18 protein-coding genes are annotated in these 19229 nt (G+C 74.3%); 9 read left to right on the top strand and 9 right to left on the bottom strand.

All coding sequences use genetic code 11. The features are described from left to right. Positions 1-227: 227 nt before the first annotated feature. From aspA to IE308_RS12395, 3 genes are read left to right on the top strand one after another with little or no spacing between them, the layout of a single operon-like run. Positions 228-1661, top strand: a complete 1434-nt coding sequence (gene aspA / locus IE308_RS12405) for an aspartate ammonia-lyase (RefSeq protein WP_110626426.1) — start codon at positions 228-230, stop codon at positions 1659-1661. Beyond that, the gene (locus IE308_RS12400) at positions 1658-2587 is read left to right on the top strand and encodes a glutaminase (RefSeq protein WP_190217922.1); all 930 of its coding nucleotides are present in this window, start codon (positions 1658-1660) and stop codon (positions 2585-2587) included. Before aspA ends, IE308_RS12400 begins: the two co-directional genes overlap by 4 nt. Before the next feature lie 58 nt (positions 2588-2645). Next, the gene (locus tag IE308_RS12395; RefSeq protein WP_190217921.1) at positions 2646-3977 is read left to right on the top strand and encodes a tetratricopeptide repeat protein; all 1332 of its coding nucleotides are present in this window, start codon (positions 2646-2648) and stop codon (positions 3975-3977) included. Positions 3978-4027: 50 nt separating this feature from the next. Here IE308_RS12395 and IE308_RS12390 read toward each other — a convergent pair whose 3' ends face one another. Next, entirely contained in the window at positions 4028-5212 is a 1185-nt protein-coding gene (locus IE308_RS12390; RefSeq protein WP_190217920.1) for a D-alanyl-D-alanine carboxypeptidase family protein, read from the bottom strand. Between the two features lie 174 nt (positions 5213-5386). On the opposite strand from IE308_RS12390, the gene IE308_RS12385 reads away from it, so the two are divergent. Continuing rightward, positions 5387-6772 carry a TerD family protein gene (locus tag IE308_RS12385; protein ID WP_229908845.1) on the top strand — a complete coding sequence of 462 codons (1386 nt, stop codon included), beginning with the start codon at positions 5387-5389 and terminating at the stop codon, positions 6770-6772. A 30-nt stretch (positions 6773-6802) separates the two neighbouring features. Here the strand turns inward: IE308_RS12385 and rho are convergent, their stop codons facing one another. After that, on the bottom strand, positions 6803-7951 hold the full coding sequence (gene rho / locus IE308_RS12380) for a transcription termination factor Rho (RefSeq protein ID WP_190217919.1): 1149 nt from the start codon (positions 7949-7951) through the stop codon (positions 6803-6805). 297 nt (positions 7952-8248) lie between these two features. Between rho and IE308_RS12375 the strand changes: the two genes are divergently transcribed. Continuing rightward, positions 8249-8617: a VOC family protein gene (locus IE308_RS12375; protein WP_229908844.1), complete on the top strand. Its 369-nt coding sequence runs from the start codon at positions 8249-8251 to the stop codon at positions 8615-8617. A gap of 77 nt (positions 8618-8694) precedes the next feature. On the opposite strand, the gene IE308_RS12370 is transcribed toward IE308_RS12375, so the two are convergent. Further along, positions 8695-9087: a nuclear transport factor 2 family protein gene (locus tag IE308_RS12370; protein WP_190217918.1), complete on the bottom strand. Its 393-nt coding sequence runs from the start codon at positions 9085-9087 to the stop codon at positions 8695-8697. A gap of 70 nt (positions 9088-9157) precedes the next feature. On the opposite strand from IE308_RS12370, the gene IE308_RS12365 reads away from it, so the two are divergent. Both IE308_RS12365 and IE308_RS12360 read left to right on the top strand, forming a co-directional pair. Then, positions 9158-9883, top strand: coding sequence for a class I SAM-dependent methyltransferase (locus IE308_RS12365; protein ID WP_190217917.1), 726 nt, complete (start codon positions 9158-9160; stop codon positions 9881-9883). 71 nt (positions 9884-9954) lie between these two features. Further along, positions 9955-11817: a DUF6461 domain-containing protein gene (locus IE308_RS12360; protein WP_229908843.1), complete on the top strand. Its 1863-nt coding sequence runs from the start codon at positions 9955-9957 to the stop codon at positions 11815-11817. Here IE308_RS12360 and IE308_RS12355 read toward each other — a convergent pair. From IE308_RS12355 to IE308_RS12330, 6 genes are all read right to left on the bottom strand, one after another. After that, complete coding sequence (locus IE308_RS12355; RefSeq protein ID WP_190217915.1) at positions 11787-12611, bottom strand: GntR family transcriptional regulator; 825 nt, start codon at positions 12609-12611, stop codon at positions 11787-11789. The two genes, IE308_RS12360 and IE308_RS12355, sit on opposite strands and share 31 nt — an antisense overlap. Positions 12612-12742: 131 nt before the next feature. Continuing rightward, positions 12743-13912 (bottom strand): serine hydrolase domain-containing protein, encoded by a 1170-nt coding sequence (locus tag IE308_RS12350; protein ID WP_190217914.1) that lies wholly within the window; start codon positions 13910-13912, stop codon positions 12743-12745. Positions 13913-14032: 120 nt separating this feature from the next. Then, positions 14033-15001: an acetylxylan esterase gene (locus IE308_RS12345; protein ID WP_190217913.1), complete on the bottom strand. Its 969-nt coding sequence runs from the start codon at positions 14999-15001 to the stop codon at positions 14033-14035. 156 nt (positions 15002-15157) lie between these two features. Beyond that, positions 15158-15751 carry an Rv1733c family protein gene (locus IE308_RS12340; protein ID WP_190217912.1) on the bottom strand — a complete coding sequence of 198 codons (594 nt, stop codon included), beginning with the start codon at positions 15749-15751 and terminating at the stop codon, positions 15158-15160. Positions 15752-15916: 165 nt separating this feature from the next. Further along, a complete protein-coding gene (locus tag IE308_RS12335) occupies positions 15917-16822 on the bottom strand; it encodes a ferredoxin reductase (RefSeq protein WP_229908842.1) in 906 nt (301 codons plus the stop codon). Further along, a complete protein-coding gene (locus IE308_RS12330) occupies positions 16815-17420 on the bottom strand; it encodes a sulfite oxidase-like oxidoreductase (protein ID WP_190217911.1) in 606 nt (201 codons plus the stop codon). The genes IE308_RS12335 and IE308_RS12330 overlap by 8 nt, the downstream gene beginning before the upstream one ends. A 136-nt stretch (positions 17421-17556) precedes the next feature. Here IE308_RS12330 and IE308_RS12325 point away from each other — a divergent pair, with 136 nt between their 5' ends. Both IE308_RS12325 and IE308_RS12320 read left to right on the top strand, forming a co-directional pair. Continuing rightward, the gene (locus IE308_RS12325; RefSeq protein WP_190217910.1) at positions 17557-18483 is read left to right on the top strand and encodes an NADP-dependent oxidoreductase; all 927 of its coding nucleotides are present in this window, start codon (positions 17557-17559) and stop codon (positions 18481-18483) included. Continuing rightward, on the top strand, positions 18480-19220 hold the full coding sequence (locus tag IE308_RS12320) for a GNAT family N-acetyltransferase (protein ID WP_190217909.1): 741 nt from the start codon (positions 18480-18482) through the stop codon (positions 19218-19220). Before IE308_RS12325 ends, IE308_RS12320 begins: the two co-directional genes overlap by 4 nt. The last annotated feature ends 9 nt before the right edge of the window (positions 19221-19229 follow it).

Raw genomic sequence — 19229 nt, 5'->3', positions numbered from 1 at the left:
CCGGAAAGTGGCGGCACGAATTTGACCGTACGCAGCGGCGCACCGAGGACGGATACCCCCCGGCGCGGCCCCGACCCACCCACCGGCAGAGCGCGCTACAGCAACCACCCACGCACCGAAACGGGCCGCCGCAGGCAAAAAAGGGGCGCGGGGAACTGCGCGACCAGCCACCCACCCACCCACACCCACCCACGCACCCAAACCCACCACGAAGCGAGGCACACCCCGTGACCCCCACCCGCCCCGAACACGACCTCCTCGGCACCCGCCCCGTCCCCACCGACGCCTACTGGGGCATCCACACCCTCCGGGCAACCGAGAACTTCCCCATCACCGGCACCCCCATCTCCGCCTACCCCCACCTCATAAACGCCCTCGCCGCAGTGAAGGAGGCCGCCGCCCTCGCCAACGAGGAACTCGGCCTCCTCGCACCCCCCAAGGCCGCCGCCATCGTCGCCGCCTGCCGCGAGATCCGCTCCGGCAAGCTGCACGACCAGTTCGTCGTGGACGTCATCCAGGGCGGCGCCGGCACCTCCACCAACATGAACGCCAACGAGGTCGTCGCCAACCGCGCCCTGGAACTGCTCGGCCACGCCAAGGGCGAGTACCACCACCTGCACCCCAACGAGGACGTCAACCTCGGCCAGTCGACCAACGACGTCTACCCGACCGCCGTCAAGATCGCGACGGTCTTCGCGGTCCGCGGCCTGCTGAAGGCGATGGCCGTGCTGCAGGACGCCTTCGCCCGCAAGGCGGTGGAGTTCCGCGACGTACTGAAGATGGGCCGCACCCAGCTCCAGGACGCCGTCCCCATGACGCTCGGCCAGGAGTTCTCCACATTCGCCGTGATGATCGAGGAAGACCGTAGCCGTCTCGCCGAGGCGGTCGAGCTGATCCACGAGATCAACCTCGGCGCCACCGCGATCGGCACGGGCCTCAACGCCCCCGCGGGCTACGCCGAGGCCGCCCGCCGCCACCTCGCCGCGATCACCGGCCTCTCCCTCGTGACCGCCGCCAACCTCGTCGAGGCCACCCAGGACTGCGGCGCGTTCGTCCAGATGTCCGGCGTGCTGAAGCGCATCGCGGTCAAGCTCTCCAAGAGCTGCAACGACCTGCGCCTGCTCTCCTCGGGCCCGCGCGCCGGCCTGGGCGAGATCAACCTGCCCCCGGTACAGGCGGGTTCGTCGATCATGCCGGGCAAGGTGAACCCGGTGATCCCCGAGGTCGTGAACCAGGTCGCCTTCGAGGTGATCGGCAACGACGTGGCCATCACGATGGCGGCCGAGGCGGGCCAGCTCCAGCTCAACGCGTTCGAGCCGATCATCCTGCACTCCCTCTCGGAGTCGATCACGCACCTGGAGCGCGCCTGCGTCACGCTCGCCGAGCGCTGCGTGGACGGCATCACCGCGAACACGGACCGGCTGCGGGCGACGGTCGAGGACTCGATCGGCCTGGTGACGGCCCTGAACCCGCACATCGGGTACACGGCCGCGACGGACATCGCCAAGGAGGCCCTCGCCACCGGCCGGGGCGTGGCCGAACTGGTCCTGGAGAAGGGCCTGCTGCCCGCGGATCGGCTCGCGGCGCTGCTCCGCCCGGAGGTGCTGGCGGGCTCGACGACGCAGCGCGAAGACGCACCGAAGGCACAATACCGATCATGACGACGCCGCCGCCGACGACCTTCGAGCCGGTCCTCCACCGCATCGCGGAGGAGATCGAGCGCACCCCCGGCCGAGGGCGCCCCGCCGACTACATCCCGGCGCTCGCGGCCCGCGACGCGCGCCGCTTCGGGATGGCCGTCGCGGAGCTGGACGGCACGGTGTACGGCGTGGGGGACTGGCGCGAGCCGTTCTCCGCGCAGTCCATCACCAAGGTCTTCACGCTCGCGCTGGACCTGGCCCGCGAGGGCGACGCCCTGTGGGAGCACGTGGGCCGCGAGCCGTCCGGCAACCCGTTCAACTCCCTGGTGCAGCTGGAGTACGAGAACGGCATCCCGCGCAACCCGTTCATCAACGCGGGCGCCCTCGTCGTCACCGACCGCCTGCACACCCGTACCGGCGACGCGGCGGGTGAACTCCGCGCGTTCCTGCGGGCCGAGAGCGGCAATCCGGAGCTGGACTTCGACGAGGAGGTCGCCGCCTCCGAGACGGCGCACGGCGACCGCAACGCCGCCCTCGCCCACTTCATGGCGTCGTACGGCAACATCGACAACCCCGTCCCCGAGCTGCTCGACCAGTACTTCCGGCAGTGCTCGATCAGCGCCTCCTGCGCGGACCTGGCGCTGGCCACGACGTTCCTCGCCCGGCACGGCGTCCGCGCCGACGGCAGCCGGCTGCTCACCCGCAGCCAGGCCAAGCAGGTCAACGCGATCATGCTGACCTGCGGGACGTACGACGCGGCGGGCGACTTCGCGTACCGGGTCGGCCTGCCCGGCAAGAGCGGCGTGGGCGGCGGCATCATCGCCGTCGTCCCCGGGCGCTGCACGCTGTGCGTGTGGAGCCCGGGCCTGGACGAGCGGGGCAACTCGGTGGCGGGCGTGGCGGCGCTGGACCGCTTCACCACCCTCACGGGCCTGTCGGTCTTCTGAGGCCGCCGCGGACAAATCCGGTTGAGGCGGCGGCGACGCATCGGTGAGGATCCGGGGCATGTTCTCGCGGAAGAATCGCCGGCCCAAGTCCCCCGAACTGCTCAAGGCGTGGGAGTCGCTGGACGCCGGTGACCTACCCGGCGCGCTGCGCGTGCTGCGGGCGGCGGCCGAGGAGGCACCGCTCGCGGAGGTCGTCCAGGTCACGGCGCGTGCGGCAGCGGCAGCCGGCTTCGACGACCTGCGGCAGGCCGCCGAGGCCCTGGCCGCCCGCCCCGAACGGGCCCAGGAGCAGTACGACTTCGGGTACGCCTGCGTCGAGCGGGGGGTGCCGGTCCTGGCGATCCCCGCCCTGGGCGAGGCACTGCGGCAGGCCCCGCAGTCCGCGGCGGTGCTGCGGGAACTGGTCACGGCGTACGAGCGCGAGGACCGTCACCGCGAGGCGGTGACGGTCCTGAGCGCCCGTGAGGAGACGCTGGCGGACTGGCCGGACCGCTACCTGCTCGCGTACAACGCGCTCATGTCCGGCGACCTGGACCTCGCCCGCCGCCAGCACGACCTGCTGTCCGACCCGGCGGCCGACCCGGACGACCGGGTCTGGCTGCCCGCCCGCGACCGGCAGCGCGCCATGCTCCAGCGGGCCGCGAGCGCGGCGCAGGCGAGCCCGCTGGACGGCACCGACCTGCGCGGCTGGCAGTACGTCATGGGCGGCACCCTGCTCGGCACGCTGTCGCCGTTCGGCTTCGACGCGGGCATGAACGGCCGGTACGCGTGGCTGCAGGACTCCTACGACCTGTGCCTGCGGGGCCTGCTGCGGCTGAAGGCGGTGCTGGAGGCGACCGGCGTCCGCCCGGACGCGGTGGCGCTGCTGTCCGACCGCGACAGCCACGTCCTCGGGCTGGCCGCGGCCGAGGTGCTGGGTCTGCCGGCGCGGCCGTTCGAGGGCGCGGAGCCCGGCACGGTGGTGGTGGCGCACGACCTGAACGAGCTGGCGGGCACGGAACGGGGGCCGGAGATCCTGGCCGCGTTGCGCGAGCGGGCGCCGGGCCAGGTGCTGCACGAGCACGCGAGCTGCTGGACCGACCCGCCGGCCGTCGCCGCCGACAGCGTGGGCCTGCTGCACCAGCACCTGACCGCGCCCTGGGCGGAGCGGATGCGGCTGGACGAGAACGGCGAGGTGGGGCGGAGCCCGGCCGACGACCGCCCGGCGGCGGAGATCGCCGCGGAGATCACCGGCGCGGACCCGACGCCGGACGAGGGCGACGGCAGCGCACCGGCGGACCCGCCGGCCCGCCTGACGGACCTGGCGACGGCGGTCGCGGACACCTGGCTGCGCGGCCCCCGCGACGGACTGCGCTCCGCGGGCCCGGTGCCCAGCTCCCGGTTCGCCTGACGGGAGACCACGCACCGCGCCTGCCACCCTCGTGTCCCCGCTGCCCCCGGTCACCCTTCCGCAGCGTCCCCGCCCCTGCGCCGCAACGCGAACGCCACACCCCCGGCCCCCAGGCAGGCGGCCCCCGTGACGGCCGCCGCGGGACCCCAGCCGGAGCCGTGCGGCTTCTCCCCGGTCGCGACGGCGACCGTGGCGGAGACCGGGGCCGCCGTCACCGCCTGGCCGGGCCGCGGCCCGGCCAGCCCCGCCTCCAGCGAGCCCACCGGATCGACCCGCCCGGCCGCCGCGAACCCCCAGTCCAGCAGCGCCCGCGCCTCCTCGTAGACCGCGAACCCGCCGCCCTCCTGAGGGTTCATCACGGTCACCACCAGCGTGCGACCGTCCCGGCGGGCCGCCGCGACCAGGGTGTTGCCGGCGTGGGTGGTGTAGCCGTTCTTGACGCCGATCAGCCCCGGGTAGCGCTCCACGCCGTCGGCCCCGGTCAGCAGCCGGTTGGTGTTCTGGATGTCGTACGACCATCCGCCGCCGCCCGGGAACGGCGCCGAGACGGTACGGCAGTAGCGCGCGAAGTCGGCGTTGCGCAGCCCCTCCCGGCCGAACACGGCGAGGTCGTACGCCGAGGACACCTGGCCCGGTGTGTCGTAGCCGTCGGGGGACAGCACGTGTGTGTCCCGGGCGCCCAGGGCGCGGGCCTTGGCCTGCATCCGGGCCGCGGTGGCCGACCAGCCGCCGTTGAGGGCGGCGAGGACGTGCACGGCGTCGTTGCCGGAGTTCAGGAAGACCCCGCGCCACAGGTCCGCGATCCGGTACGTCCGTCCCTCGGCGACGCCGACCAGGCTGCTGCCCGCGCCGATGCCGCGCAGCTCCTCCTCGCTGACCGTGTGCTCCAGACCGGCCGGGAGTGACGGCAGCACGGTCAGCGCGAACAGCGTCTTCAGGGTGCTGGCGGGCGGCAGTCTGCGGTGCGCGGCGTGCGCGGCGAGGACGTCCCCGCTGTCGGCGTCGGCCACCACCCACGACAGCGCGGAGACCGCGGGCACCCGGGGCGCCCCGGGGTGCGGGCGCACCTGGGTGCCGGGCCGGTACAGCAGCGACGCGTGCGCCGGTACCGCCCGCGGTCGGCCCGGCGTGGGCTCGCCCCCGGCGGCCGCTGCGACGGGCGCGAGCGCCAGGACGCCCGCGACGGAGAGAGCGCACACCGACAGAAGCGTCCGGGAGGAGAATCCGTTGATCATATGAATCAACGTAGGAACTGACGCTCCGTCCGCCACCCGGCTGGGCCGAACGCCCCGCCCGAGCACCCGGATGCCGCACGTCACGGCGGGCCGGCTCGCGCCGGGAAGATCGTCACCGAGTACGGCGAACGCGCGTTCCCCGCGCCTCCGGTGTGACAAGGTGGCCGAAAGACGATGGTGAAGATCCTGTGGGGGTGGGGCATGCCGGAGCTGGACAAGGGTGCGAACACGGCGGTCGGGGACGGCCGGATCACGGTTGAACTGCGCTGCGACGGCGACCCGGTCGACCTCAGCGCCCTGCTGGTCGCCGCGGACGGCAAGGTCCGCTCCGACGACGACCTCGTCTTCTACAACCAGCCGTCCGCCGAGTCCGGCGCCGTCCAGCACCGGGCCGCCGACGCGTCCGGCCCCGAACGCGTCGAGGTCGACCCGGCCGCGCTGCCCGCCGACGTCGACCGGGTCGTCCTCGTCGGCAGCTGCGACCCCGACGACGCGACCCGCACCTTCCGCGACGTCAAGGACGTCGTCGTGCAGGCCGTGCAGGAGGGCGCGGAACCGGTGGTCTTCCGCCAGCCGGCGCTCACCGACGGCGAGCGCGCGGTGCTGCTCACGGAGCTGTACCGTCGCGGCCCGGCCTGGAAGATCCGCGCCATCGGCCAGGGCTACGCCGACGGACTGGCGGGCCTGGCCACCGACTTCGGCATCGACGTCGCCGAGGAGGAGCCGCAGCAGCCGGCCCTGCCCGAGGAGCCCGCCGTGCCGGCCCCGCAGCCCTCCGCGCAGCCCCCGGTGGCCGCCGCGCCCGCGCCCGCCCCGGTGCGGGCGAACCTCGGCAAGCCGCCGCTCGGCAAGGTCAGCCTCGACAAGGGCGGCCGTATCGCCATGAGCCTGGACAAGGGCGATCGCGACCTGGTGGTCACGGCCACGCTGGAGTGGGACGGCGGCAGCGAGGAGCGTCGCCGGCAGGGCGCGGACCTCGACCTGTACGCCCTGTTCGTGCCTGCCGCCAAGGCCCTGCGGGGCGGCGCCAAGGCGCCGGGCACGGTGGTCGGGAAGCGGCACACGCCCAAGGGCGAGCCGCTGCGGCCCGGCGGGGCGCCCCCGGAGTCCGTTCCGGCGACGGCGAAGCAGGGCAGGCGCGCCGATGTCGTCTACTACAAGGTCCGCGGCTCGCTGAAGAAGGCGCCGTACATCAAGCTCGACGGCGACGCCCGGGTCCCCGGCAGCGAGACGCTGCGCATCGTGCGCCCCGACGAGCAGGGCTATGTCCTGCTGTGCGCGTACTCGGCCGTCAGCAACGGCATCGGCTCGTTCCGCAGTTTCGGCGCGAAGGTCGTCGTCAGCGACGGGCGCGGTTCCGCGGTCACCGTGCCGCTGTTCGAGAACACCAGCACCCGCTACTGGGTGGCCATCGCGCTCGTCGACTTCACCGGCGGCGACGGGGCGGAGATCCGCCATGTGGAGGCCTACAGCGCCCGGATGACGGAGCGCCGGCCCGTGCTGCTGGCCGACGGGACGATCCAGATGAACGCCGGTCCGATCGAGTTCAAGCGGCACTGACGGTCCGCCGGGAGGTGGGCGGGCGCCGGGTCAGGCCGGGGGCAGCGTCGGCTGGACGCGGCGCAGGAAGGTGGCGTTGTCGGGGGTCTCGCGCAGCTTCTCCAGCAGCGCCGGAAGGTTGGCGTGGCCGTCGCGGGTCTGCAGCGCCCGCCGCAGCCCGCGGACGGCCGCCGACTCGGTGGGGGAGAGGAGCAGTTCCTCGCGGCGGGTGCCGGAGGCGTTGAGGTCGACGGCGGGGAAGACACGGCGGGAGGACAGTTCGCGGTCGAGGCGCAGCTCCATGTTGCCGGTGCTCTTCAGTTCCTCGAAGAACAGCTCGTCGGCGCGCGATCCCGTCTCGACCAGGGCCGTGGCGAGGATGGTGAGGGAGCCGCCCTCCTCGGCCAGGCGGGCGGCGCCGAAGAACTTCTTCGGGCCCTGCAGCGAGGCCGCGTCGACGCCGCCGCTGAGGGTGCGGCCCCCGGCGGCGGCCGCGTTGTTGTGGGCCCGGCACAGCCGGGTGAGGGAGTCGAGCAGGATCACCACGTCCTCGCCGTCCTCGACGAGCCGCTTGGCCCGCTCGACGACCAGATCGGCGAGCGCGATGTGCTGCCGCGGGGACCGGTCGAAGGTCGAGGCGTACACCTCGCCGCGGACCGAGCGCCGCATGTCGGTGACCTCTTCGGGCCGTTCGTCGAGCAGCAGCACCATCAGCCGGCACTCGGGGTGGTTGCCGGCGACGCCCGCGGCGATCTGCTGGAGCAGGACGGTCTTGCCGCTCTTGGGCGGGGCGACGATCAGCCCGCGCTGGCCCTTGCCGACGGGTGCGACCAGGTCGACGACACGGCCGGTGAGCCCCGCCCCGGGGTGCTCCAGGCGCAGCCGCCGGTTGGGGTGCAGGGGCGTGAGGTCGCGGAAGTGGCGGCGGTCGCGCAGCGCGCCGGGCGCCCGGCCGCCCACCCGGGCGACGTCCGTGACGCCCGCCGCGCGACCGCCGAGGACGCCTTCGACGAGGTCGCCCTTGCGCAGCCCGTACCGGCGGATCAGCGCGGCGGAGAGCTGCGGGTCGGCGGGCGTGGGCACCAGGGTGGCGGCGCCGCGCAGATGGCCCTTCCCACTGCCGTCGATGTCCAGGACACCGGTGACGAGCCGGGAGGCCGGCTGCTGACGTACGGGAGGGTGTTCGAGTGTGGTGGTCATGGAGGTCGGTCCTTTCACGGACTACGGAAGGCGATGCATACGGGGGAGGGGAGAGGCCGCGAGACGGGAGGGCACTTGAGCGCGCCTCAGGGCGGCGGGAGAACTCACCTGACGTACGACGGAACGACACCGTCGAGGGAGGTGGAGAGGAAGAAAAAGAGAACCGGGGAGATGATCCGCACCGGCGCTCACGACGAAGCATACACACGTGCTGATCGCAGTGTAGCAGACGGGTCGGCGTCCGTGCGGGTGACGTTACGCTCGCCGCACCGACCGCGCCACGCCCCCGGAGGTGCCGTGCCCCTGCAGATGAAGCTGACGGCCATCACGCTCGACTGCCCCGACCCCCTCCGGCTGGCCGCGTTCTACCAGCAGGCCACCGGATACGAGCCGCACCCCCGCTCCGACGGCGAGTTCGCGGGACTGCTCCGCGACGACGGGCTGTTCCTGGGCTTCCAGCGGGTCGACGACCACCGCCCGCCCCAGTGGCCCGGGCAGGGCGTGCCGCAGCAGCTCCACCTGGACTTCTCGGTCGACGACCTCGACGAGGCCGAGAACCTGCTGCTGGCCATGGGTGCCACGAAACCGGACCACCAGCCGGACGAGGACCGCTTTCGCGTCCTCCTGGACCCGGCCGGCCACCCCTTCTGTCTGACCCGGCGCTGAGCCGGACCGCATGCGACAAGCCCCCTCGCGCGGCAGGCGAGGGGGCGTCGCGGGGTCGTTGTGCCGCGGTCGGCGGTCTACGAGGCCTGTGCCTCCGCGGTGATCCGGTCGAACTGGGAGCCCATGGCCGCCGCGAGTGCCTGTGCGCCCGACAACGGCCGCACCATGACGGTCAGTTCGTCGATCCGCCCGTCCTCGTCGAGGTGGATGAAGTCGCAGCCGGTGAGTTCGCGCCCGTCCACCCGTGCCGTGAAGACCAGCGCGTGGTCACGGCCGTCGGAGCCGGTGAGTTCCCGCACGTACCGGAAGTCCTCGAAGACCCGGCTCGCCCCGCGCAGGATCGCCGCGGTGATCGCCTTGCCCGGGTAGGGCTTGAAGACGACCGGGCTCGTAAACACGACGTCGTCGGCCAGCAGTGCCTCGACCGCGTCGAGATCGCCCGCCTCGACCGCCTCGCGGAACGCGCGCATACCCACCTCCATAGTCAATTAATTGAGTAGGTGCGGCGAGAATAGTGACCCGCTGGTAGCGTGTCCAGGGATGTTCGGTCCCGAAGGCCCCACCCTGCGCGAACTCGCGGTACAGGCGCTGTCGTCCGTCGAGCGCGGCTACGACCTGCTCGCCCCCAAGTTCGATCGGACGCCGTTCCGGACACCCGGCTCCGTCCTCGACGCGGTCGCCGTGGCCCTGGAGCGGACCGGACCCTACGACGACGGACTCGACCTGTGCTGCGGCACGGGCGCCGGCCTGGACGTGCTGACCCGGCTGTGCCGCGGCAGCGTCACCGGCGTGGACTTCAGCGCCGGCATGCTCTCCGTCGCCCGCGCCCGTGTCCCCGCCGCCGGCCCGCGCGTCGCATGGGTGCGCGCGGACGCCCGCGCCCTGCCGTTCACGGCCGCCTTCGACCTGGTGGTGAGCTTCGGCGCGTTCGGCCACTTCCTGCCCCGCGAACTGCCTGGCCTCTTCACCCAGGTCCACTCCGTGCTGCGCCCCGGCGGCCAGTTCGCCTTCCCGGTCCTCGCACCGCCCCGCCCGGCCACCCCCGGCTACTGGATGCTGCTCGGTTTCGACGCCGTGATGCGGGTGCGCAACGCGCTGTGGCGGCCGCCGTTCGTGATGTACTACCGCGCCTTCCGGCTCGGCGACGTACGCCGCGAGCTGGAACGCGCCGGGTTCCGGGTGGAGTTGCAGCCGCTGCCGGAGTTCGGCCGTCGCCGCGACGGCAGCCCGCGGGCGCGGATGGTCGTGGCACGACGGCCCGACTGAGGGGGCAGGAGGCGCCGCAAGGGCCGCTTGGACGAGCCCCGTTGTCAGTGGCGGGCCGTATGGTCCAGGGCATGAGCATTCCCGCCGTCGAGGAGTCCTGGGCACGGATCGAGGCCTGGCTGGCCCGCCACGCCCCGGTCAGCCGCGCCCGGTTGCGCCCACCGGCGGCGGGGGAGGAGATCCGGGCCGCGGAGCGGGAGCTGGGGCTCATGTTCCCGCCCGACCTGGTGGCGTCCCTGCGCTGTCACGACGGCGCCGACCACGGCGAAGGCGCGCCCGAGGTGGCGTACTACGGACCGCCGGCGCGGGTGGCGGACATCGTGCGGCACACGGCGATGCTGCGGGACATCGGCACCGATCTCGGCGACGTCGACGGCGACGAGGACGAACTGGGCGCCTACTGGCGCCAGGAGTGGCTGCTCATCACCCTCGGCGCCGCCGGCCAGGCCTCCGACGGACTGTTCCTCACCGTCCGGCCGGGCCCCGGCCACGGCCGCGTCGGGCACTCCCGCACCGAGGACGCGCCGGTCTTCACCCCGTGGTCCTCGCTGCGCCACCTTCTGGCCGACTTCGCGGAGGCACTGGAGGAGGGCCGTCCCTTCGCCGGACGGGTCCCGGTGGGCATCGACGGGGAGCTGCGGTGGGAGGACGACCGGTCCGTCGTTTCCGACCCGGTCTCCCCGCTCGCCCTCGCCGCGCGGTCCGCCGAACCGGAGCCGCCCGCCCCGGGGGGACCGGCGGATTTGAGTGCACCGACTCCGACCGAGGACCGCGGAGCAGGCCCGCGGCTCACCTTCGTCCGCGTCGCCCCACCCCGCCCGCAGCCCCTGCCCGACCAGCCCGACCTGGTCTTCGCCGAAGGCCTCACCCCCGCCGAACTGCTCCGCAGACTGGGCGCGATCCCCGCCACCGTCCGCCCGCGCAGCCGGCCCCACGCCGAGCACGCGGCGGCCTCGCCGTGGGCCGCCCACCGCCCGATGGTCCGCGCCGGTACGACCGGAGGGTGGGCGTACGCCGTCCAGGAGGAGGGCGCCGCCCAGTTCGTACGGCCGGAGGTGCTGCGCGCGGTCTCCGAGGGCACCCGTGCCGTCGCCCTCACCCGGCAGGGACCGGAGGTGCGCCGCACGGTCGTCGTGGACGGCGTGCCGGACGAGGAGGCGGTCCGGCTGGTCATGTCACCGCGCGAGAACGTGGCGAGCGTGCCCGACCGGATGCTCGCCCGGCGGCTCGGCGTGGACCCGTGGCCGGGATCCACCGCAGCGTACGCCCGTCTCCTGACCGAGCTGGACGGGGAGTTCGGCATCCGGTACCGCCCGGGGGACGACGCCGGTACCGGCCTGCCGAGCGCCCTGCTGCTGCCGCTCCTGGACGACCTGCCCGACCCCGCCTGCGGACCGGCCGGTGAGGTACGGGGGTTCGACCTCGCCGCGCTCGTGGACCGCACCCCTCCCGAGCGGCTGCGGCGGGCGTGCGCGGCCCAGCTCCGGCGGCTCGCCGCCGAGACCGGCATCGACGCCTACCCGGAGATCGCCGACGCCCTGGCCCGGACCGGCCGCGCGGAGCGCAACGGTCCCGATGCCGGGGAGCGCCTAGGACCTGATGCCCGGGAGCCCCTGGGCCTCGACGCCGCGACGAACCTCGGTCTCGGTGTAGGCGATCCGCTCGACCTCCGCATACGTACCCTCGCCGCCGAGACCTGGGCGGCGCGGCAGTCGGTGCGCGACGGGACGGGACCGGTCGGCCCCGAGGACCTGAGCGCCTGGATCGCCCGGGAGGGAGCGGCCCAGGCGCTGCGGGCCTTCGTGCTGCTGCCGGTGCCGATGGCGGCGGAGCGGATCCTCGGCCTGCGACTGTCCGCCCGCTGGCGCGACGAACTCGCCACCGATCTGGGAGAAGTCGGGACTCAGCCGGCGGCCGGCAGGGTGAACTCGTAGACGAGGACGTCCTGCCGGGCGTCCACCACCAGGTCGGTGATCTCCAGCGGCCGCGCGTACTGGTCGTGGACCCGGCGCGTCACCCGCATCGACAGTGTGTCGTCGAGGCGGGTGATGGAGTCGCGGTGATGCAGGGTCAGACCGGCCCTGCGCATCCAGTCGTAGACGCGGCGCATCTGTGCCGAGGCCGTGCCGTCGGCGCGGTCCCGGTAGCGGGCCAGCTCCTCCACCTCCGACAGGGCCACCGTGGAGAACGAGGTGACGGCTGTGCGCCGGCCGCGTCCGTCGGCGGCGGCGGACTCGTAGCGGTGCACCAGCGTCGGCCGGTGCGGGGCCAGCCCGAGGGCCCGCGCGTGCTCCGGCGGTGGCACCTCCCAGGTCACCGTGGCCCGGGCCAGGCCGTCGGGGTGCGTGCCGCCGGAGCCGACCGGGAAGGTCAGCGCGGGGTGCTCCACCGGCGGGCCGGACAGCGTGGCGTGGCTGCCGCGCCGGTCGGTGGTGACCAGCCCGCGGCGGCGCAGCACCTCCAGCGCCTGCCGTACGGTCTCCCGGCTGACGCCGAAGTGCTCGGCCAAGTGCCGTTCGCCGGGCAGGCGTTCGCCGGGCGGGATGGTCTCGTCGCGCAGTTCGCCGAGCAGCCGCGTCGCGACACGCCAGTACAGCGGCGGGTCGTCGGGCGCGGGGCCGTCGAGAAGGCCGCCGTCGGGGGAGTCCGGGAGACGGTCGAGAGGATGGGTGCCGTGCGGGTGCCGATCGGTGGTGTGCGGGTGGTCGGGCGGGGTGGTGCGGGCCATTGCCGCGCCTCCTGTTGGTGACGTGCCGTGTCCGTGCGGGTTCGGTGCGCCACCAGATCTAGCATTGGTCTAAACCACCAGGGAAGGGCGGCCCCCCTCTTCGGCCGAAACCGGACCGCCCGCACCCCCGCTCACAGCGCGCTGTACACGGCGTCCACCAGGGCCGTCTTCCGCGGGTCGTCGGCTATATGAGGGCCCATCCGGTTCATCACATACCCGAGCGAGACACCCGCCTCCGGATCGGCCAGCCCGCACGAACCGCCGAACCCGTCGTGTCCGAAAGCCCGCGGGTTCGGCCCGTACGAGCCGTGGGACCCGCTCAGCCACAGCCCGAGCCCGATCTCCGTCTCGTGCGGGAGCCCCGCGCCGAGCACCAGGTCGCGGCCACCGCCCTGCCCCTCGCGCACCCGCTCGGCGGCCTCCGGGGACAGCACGCGCCGGCCGTCGTACGACCCCCGGCCCGCGAACACGCCGTACAGCGCGGCGACCGCCCGGGCCGTGCCGTGCCCGTTGGCGGCCGGGATCTCGGCGGCCCGCCAGGCCGGGGTGTTCGCCTCCGCGGCGCCCACGGCCGGGTTGGCCAGGGCGGCCAGCGCCGCCGCCGGCAACCGGCCGAAGGAGGCGGCCCGGTCGCCGTCGGGCGCGGCCGGCGGATGGACCAGCTCGGCCGCCCGGCCCGCGTCCTTCGCCGGCAGTCCGACGGTGAAGTCGATGCCCAGAGGCCCGGTCACCTCCCGCTCCAGGAAGGCGCCCGGCAGCAGCCCGGACACCCGGCGGACGACCTCGCCGACCAGGAAGCCGTACGTCAGCGCGTGGTAGCCGGACCGGGTCCCGGGCTCCCACCAGGGCTCCGTGGCGGCCAGCCGGGCGGTCGTCAGCTCCCAGTCGCACAGGTCCTGGAACGAGTGCGGTTCCCGCAGCCCGGCCAGCCCGGCCCGGTGGGAGAGCAGGTGCCGTACGAGGACCTTCTCCTTGCCGGCCGCGGCGAATTCGGGCCAGTAGGCGGTGACCGGCGCGTCCAGGTCGAGCAGCCCCCGGTCGGCGAGGATGTGCGCGCACAGCGCCACCGGGCCCTTGGAGGTCGACCACACGTTGACCACGGTGTCGCGCTCCCAGGGGCGGGTGCGCGCGGCGTCGGCCCAGCCGCCCCACAGGTCGACCACACGCCGCCCGTCGACCGTGACGGCCACGGCGGCACCCAGCTCGCCGCGGTGCCGGAAGTTCTCCTCGAACGCCGTGCGGACCGCGGTGAAACGCGGATCGCAGTGGCCGTGGATCTGCGGTGCCTCGTGCTCGCTCATGCGCCCTCCGGCTCGCCGGGAACCCGGGCCGCGTCGCTGCGGCCCGGGACGCCCGAACATACCGACTGGTCGGACCAGTGGGAAGGCCGCCGGCGCGGAGCGGGGGCGGGACGCCCGGCCTCAGGCGTACGCGCGCAGCCAGCGCAGCTTGGCGGCGTCGTGGAAGGGGCCGCCGCCCTCGTGGTCGTTGAAGTCGTAGACCTCGATCGCCTTGTCCTCGTGCGCCCAGGCGTTGTAGGCGGCGAAGACCGTGGACGGCGGGCAGGTCTGGTCCTCCAGGGCCACGGAGAACAGGGCCGGGGCTCGGCCGCGCGCCGCGAAGTGCACGCCGTCGAAGTACGAGAGCGTGCGCAGGGCGTCCTCGGTCCGGCCGCGGTGCGTTTTCAGGTAGAGGCCGATCTCCCGGTAGGGGTGCCGGTCGGTCAGCGTCGTCGCGCGCGGGAAGTCGCACAGGAACGGCACGTCCGGGGCGACCGCCGCCAGGTCCGGGACCAGCCCGCCGACGGCCAGCGCGATACCGCCGCCCTGGCTGGCGCCGACGGCCGCGGTGCGCGTGGCGTCGGTCAGCGGATGCGAGCGGGCCGCCTCCACCGCCCGGACGGCGTCGGTGAACACCCGGCGGTAGTAGTAGTTCTCGGGCGCGTCGATGCCGCGCGTCATGAAGCCCGGGTAGGCCGGGCCCGCGCCCAGCGGGTCGGCGGTGCCTCCGCCGCCGCCCCAGGCGCTGCCCTGGCCGCGGGTGTCCATCACGAAGTGCGCCCGGCCGGAGGAGGCCCACAGCAGGTGCTCGTGCGGCAGGCCGCGCCCGCCGCCGTAGCCGACGAACTGCACGACCAGCGGCAGCGGCTCCTCGGCGGCGGCCGGCAGCAGCAGCCAGCCCTTCACCGGATGGCCGCCGAACCCGGCGAACGTCACGTCGTACACCGTGACCGTCGTCAGCCCGGTGTCGACCGGTTCGAAACGGGCGTCCAGATCGTGTTCGCGGGCCTCCTGGAGCGTCTTGGACCAGAACGCGTCGAAGTCCTCCGGTGCGACGGAGTCGCCGCGGTACTCGCGGAGTTCGTCGAGCGGAAGGTCGAACAGGGCCATGCAGGACCGCCTTCGGGTGCGGGGAGCGGGTGGAAACGATCACACCGTACGTGCGCGTGGGAGCGCTTTCCAAGACCCTGTCCGCTCTCCGGAACCCGGACGCGCGTTGACAGAGATCGCTTTCTGTCAGCTGGTCCGTACGCTCTCCCCGCCCCGCTAGATCTCTCCCCGGCTGCGTCGCGTCCACTGGGGTTCGGTCAGGGCCCAGTCGCGGTCCCAGTCGGCCATCCGGCGCCGCATCGCCACCCGGCGCACCACCGTGTGCCCGAGCAGCACCACCGCGACCGTACCGCCGGCGGCGCAGGTGCCCATGGTCAGCGTGTGCTGCCAGACCGCGCTGTCGCCGGCCGGCGGCGGCACATTGCGGCCGTGACCGTCGAACCAGACCTCGACCCGGTCGCCGTCCCGCGTCCCGGCGGGAACCCGTGCCGCGGCCGTGCGCGGCTGCCCGCCGCCCCCCGTCCAGCGGACCGTCACGCGGTAGGTGCGCCGCGTGCCTCCCTCGAACGCGCTCAGCCCGTCCGGGGTCCGCCCGACCACCTCGGCGCGTACGCTGTGCCGGTCCGCGCGCTGCTGTACGGCCGCAGTCCGCGCCTCGTCGTGCGCCCACCAGCCGGTGGCCACCCCGGCCGCGGGCGCGCCGAGTCCCAGCAGGACGGCCGCACCCAGCGCCGTCCACGCCTCCACGACGTCCGACCGGCGCCGCAGCGGATTCTTCCGCCAGCGCCAGCCCCGCACCCGGGTTCGCATGTCGACCTCCTCGCCGTCACGCGTGCGAGTGCCCACAGGGACCTCGTACCCCGTCCAGGAGACATCGTTCACTGGTTCGGCACAAACCGGGGGCGGAAGGGCGAGAAGGCCGGGCGAGGGAGCGGGGAGGAGGCCGGCCGGTCCCGTCACCGGCCCCCGGGTGCCTCAGCCGAAGCGCTCGATGCGGATGCGGTCCACCGGCTGGCCCGCCTCGACGAGGAGACGGGCGGCGTGCTCGGCGAAGGCGTTGGAGCCGCAGACGTACGCCTCCCAGCCGCCCTCGGGCGCGTCCGCCACCACCGGCGCCACGTGCGCGGCCGACAGCCGGCCCACCGGGAGCCCCGCCGGCGCGCTGCGCGTGAACACGGGCGTCGTCTCGGCGCCGTACTCCCCGGCGTAGATCAGCTCCTGCGGGCTGCGGGCCGACACCAGCAGCCGCAGCGGCACCGCGAGGCCCCGCGCCCGGTGGTGCCGCACCATCGACATCAGCGGTACGACGCCGGACCCGGCGCCGAGCAGCAGCGCGGGCCGGTCGCCCGGCCAGGCGAAGAAGCCGCTCACCGGGCCGCGCACCTCGACGGTGTCGCCCGGCCGGGCCACGGTGTGGAACCAGCCGGACACCTCGCCGTCCTCGACACGGTCCAGGGTCAGCTCGATGTGCCCGCTCTCGTCCGGCGCCGACGCGATCGAGTAGTGGCGCTGGGCGGTGTAGCCGTCGGCCGCGGTCAGCCGCAGCATCAGGTGCTGGCCGGGCAGATGGCCGGGCCAGCCGGGCACCGCGAGGCGGAAGGTGGCCGCGCGCGGGGTCTCGCGCCGGATCTCCGTGAGCGTCGCGGTCTGCCACACGGACGCCGCCTGCTCGCTCACGGCGATGCGGCCGGGCACGGCGAAGCGCGTGGGCGGCGTGAACGTCTCGGTCGCGGCCACGGTCTCGGCTTCGGTCACGCTCTTGGTCCCGGCCACGGTCTCGGCTTCGGTCACGCTCTTGGTCCCGGCGACGCTCTCGGCTTCGGTCACGCTCTCGGTCCCGGCCAGAGAGTCGTCCCCGGTCGGTGTCATGGTCTCAGTCACCGGAGTACCGCTGCTCCTCCCAGGGGTTGCCGCGTTCGTGGTAGCCGTTCCGCTCCCAGAAGCCGGGCTCGTCGTGGTCGAGCAGGCGCAGGCCCGCGATCCACTTGGCGCTCTTCCAGAAGTACAGGTGCGGCACCAGCAGCCGCGCCGGGCCGCCGTGCTCGGCGGGCAGCGGCCGGCCGTCGTAGCCGAAGGCGATCCAGGCCCGGCCGCCGGTCAGGTCGGCGAGCGGCAGATTGGTCGTGTACCCGGTGTGGGACCAGGCCACGGCGTGTGTGGCCGAGGGCAGCGGGCCCGCCTCGGCCAGGAAGGCGTCGAGGGACACGCCCGAGAACCGCACCCCGAACTTCGACCAGCTGGTGACGCAGTGGATGGCGCCCTCGTACGCGGACGCGGGCAGCGCGTGGGCCTGCGCCCAGTCCCAGGTACGGGGCCGCTCGACCAGCCCGTCGATCCGGAAGGTCCACTGCTCCGGCGCGATGTCCGGGGTGACCTCGGCGGACAGCACGGGCCAGTCGTCGCCCGCGTCGTACTGACCGGGTGGCAGGCCGGGGTTCTGGACGCGGGGGCGTCCGGTGAATCCTCGGGTGACGTTCATGATTCAACCGTAAAGGGTGCCGACGGGTGCCGCGGACCCCGATCGTTGCGGGCGTATGAACATCGCGGCGGCCCGGGAATAGGCCCCCGCGTCCTTCGCTTGCCGCCGGTGACAGCGAAGGAGAGTGAGATAGCCCATGCCCAAGGCGTACGTCTTCACCCGGTACGGCGGTCCCGAGACCGAGGCGCTCGTCGACCTGGACCGGCCCCGCCCCGGCCCCGGCCAGCTGCTCGTCGCCGTGCGGGCCGCCGGGGTCAATCCCGTGGACTGGAAGATCCGCGGGGGTCTGCGCCGCCCCGGCGAGACCGGCGAGCGCGCCTTCCCCTCCGTGCTGGGCAGCGAGGTCTCCGGGGTGGTCGAGGAGATCGGCGAGGACGTGACCGGGTTCGCCGTGGGCGACGCGGTCTTCGGCAACGCACTGTCCGGCGGCTATGCCGAGTACGCCGTGCTGTCGGCCGGACTGGCCGCGCCCAAGCCCGCCGCGCTGTCCTTCACGGACGCCGCGACGCTGCCCGTCGCCGCGGCCACCGCCTACGACGGCGTCCGCCAGCTCGACCTGCCCGCGGGCGCGACCCTGGTCGTCGTGGGGGCCGGCGGCGGGGTCGGGGTCGCGGCGGTGCAGATCGCCCGCGCGTTCGGCCTGAAGGCGGTCGGGGTGGCGAGCGAGGCCAAGAAGGACCTCGTGGAGTCCTTCGGCGCGGCCCACGTCGCGTCCGGCCCCGGCTGGACCGAGCGGGTGCGCGCGTCCGCCCCCGACGGCATCGGCGGCGTCTACGACCTGGTCGGCGGCGAGGTGTTCACCGAGGCGGCACAGCTGGTGGAGGACCGTACGAAGCTGATCACCGCCGGTGTCTCCCCCGACGAGGCGGCCCGGCTGGGCGCGGCCCGCGTCGAACGGGCCCGGACGGCGGCGGTGCTGCGCGCGGTGGCCGACCTCGTCGTCAGCGGCGACCTGGACCCGCACGTCACCCGGACCTACCCGCTGGAGGAGGCCGGGGAAGCGCTGCGCGCCGTCGAGGACGGCCATGCCCGCGGCAAGATCGTCATCGAGGTCTCCGCATGAGCGTCCCGCACGTCCCGCACGTCCCGCACCCGCATGTCCTGGACAACCCGGCCCTGGCCTCGCTGACCGGCCCGCACGCCCGGTTCGCCGAGCGGCGCGGCCGGGTGCTGCGCTACCCGGTCGACGTCTCGCCCTGGCTGGCCCTGCCCGACGAACCGGACGCCGACGACTGGGCCGACCTGGCGGCGCTCGCGGGCCCCGGCGCCGAGGTGCCCCTGCCCGGCTACCGGGGCCCGGTCCCCGCGGACTGGGAGGTCACGCAGCGGATCGACGGCGTCCAGTTCGTCGACGACGGCCTCGCGGCGGCCCCGGACCCCGAGGCGGTCCGGCTCGGCCCCGCCGACGTCCCCGAGATGACCGACCTGGTCGCCCGCACCCGGCCCGGCCCCTTCCTGTCGCGCACCATCGAACTGGGCACCTACCTGGGCATCCGGCGCGAGGGCCGGCTGGTCGCCATGGCGGGGGAGCGGCTGCACCCGCCCGGCTGGACCGAGATCAGCGCGGTCTGCACCGACCCCGCGGCCCGTGGCCAGGGCCTCGCCACCCGGCTGATCCTCGCCGTCGCCCACGGCATCCGGGAGCGCGGGGAGACCCCCTTCCTGCACACCAGCGCCGCCAACCGCGACGCGATCCGCCTGTACGAATCCCTCGGCTTCCGCCTGCGCCGCAGAACGGCGTTCCTCGCGGCCCGGGCGCCGGAGCGGGTGGGGGAGGGGAGGGTGGTGGCGGTGCCGTAGGGGGCGCCG

The sequence above is a fragment of the Streptomyces griseosporeus genome, assembly GCF_014656055.1.
GTDB lineage: Bacteria > Actinomycetota > Actinomycetes > Streptomycetales > Streptomycetaceae > Streptomyces > Streptomyces griseosporeus.
Note: the sequence above shows the minus strand (reverse complement) of the source record. Positions and strands in the feature narration are given on the sequence as shown.